Origin of the sequence: Inquilinus limosus MP06 (genome assembly GCF_000767795.1) — a bacterium.
GTDB classification, from domain to species: Bacteria; Pseudomonadota; Alphaproteobacteria; order DSM-16000; family Inquilinaceae; genus Inquilinus; species Inquilinus limosus_E.
The window spans coordinates 1-373 of sequence record NZ_JANX01001169.1 but is presented as its reverse complement, the minus strand read 5'-3'; the positions used below and the strand labels follow the sequence as shown (position 1 = coordinate 373).

Sequence of the window (373 nt, the reverse complement as noted above, 5' to 3'; positions counted from 1 at the left end):
GCTGTGGGGCGGGCGCGGTCAAGTTTACGATTTTCGCATCACGCATGCTTGACTTCCTCGCCGGGATGTCGATATTCCGCCCCGCCATTCGCCGAGCCGTGCGGCGAAGCCCTTTGGAGGGGTGGCCGAGTGGTTAAAGGCAGCAGACTGTAAATCTGCCCGCATAGCGTACGCTGGTTCGAATCCAGCCCCCTCCACCAAAGCCCGCTTGGCTTCGATGTCACGGTCGAGGACATGGCGCGTCCCCGGACATCCGGGCGGGTGTAGCTCAATGGTAGAGCAGCAGCCTTCCAAGCTGAATACGAGGGTTCGATTCCCTTCACCCGCTCCATCCGGGGGCACACAAGTCCCAACTGCGATGAATTAGGGTTTC

The 373-nt window shown here is 60.6% G+C and carries 2 tRNA genes; both read left to right on the top strand.

What is annotated here, in order from left to right:
* Positions 1-115 precede the first annotated feature (115 nt).
* Positions 116-200, top strand: a tRNA-Tyr gene (locus P409_RS35820).
* Positions 201-257: 57 nt separating this feature from the next.
* Positions 258-331: transfer RNA gene (locus tag P409_RS35815), tRNA-Gly, on the top strand.
* The last annotated feature ends 42 nt before the right edge of the window (positions 332-373 follow it).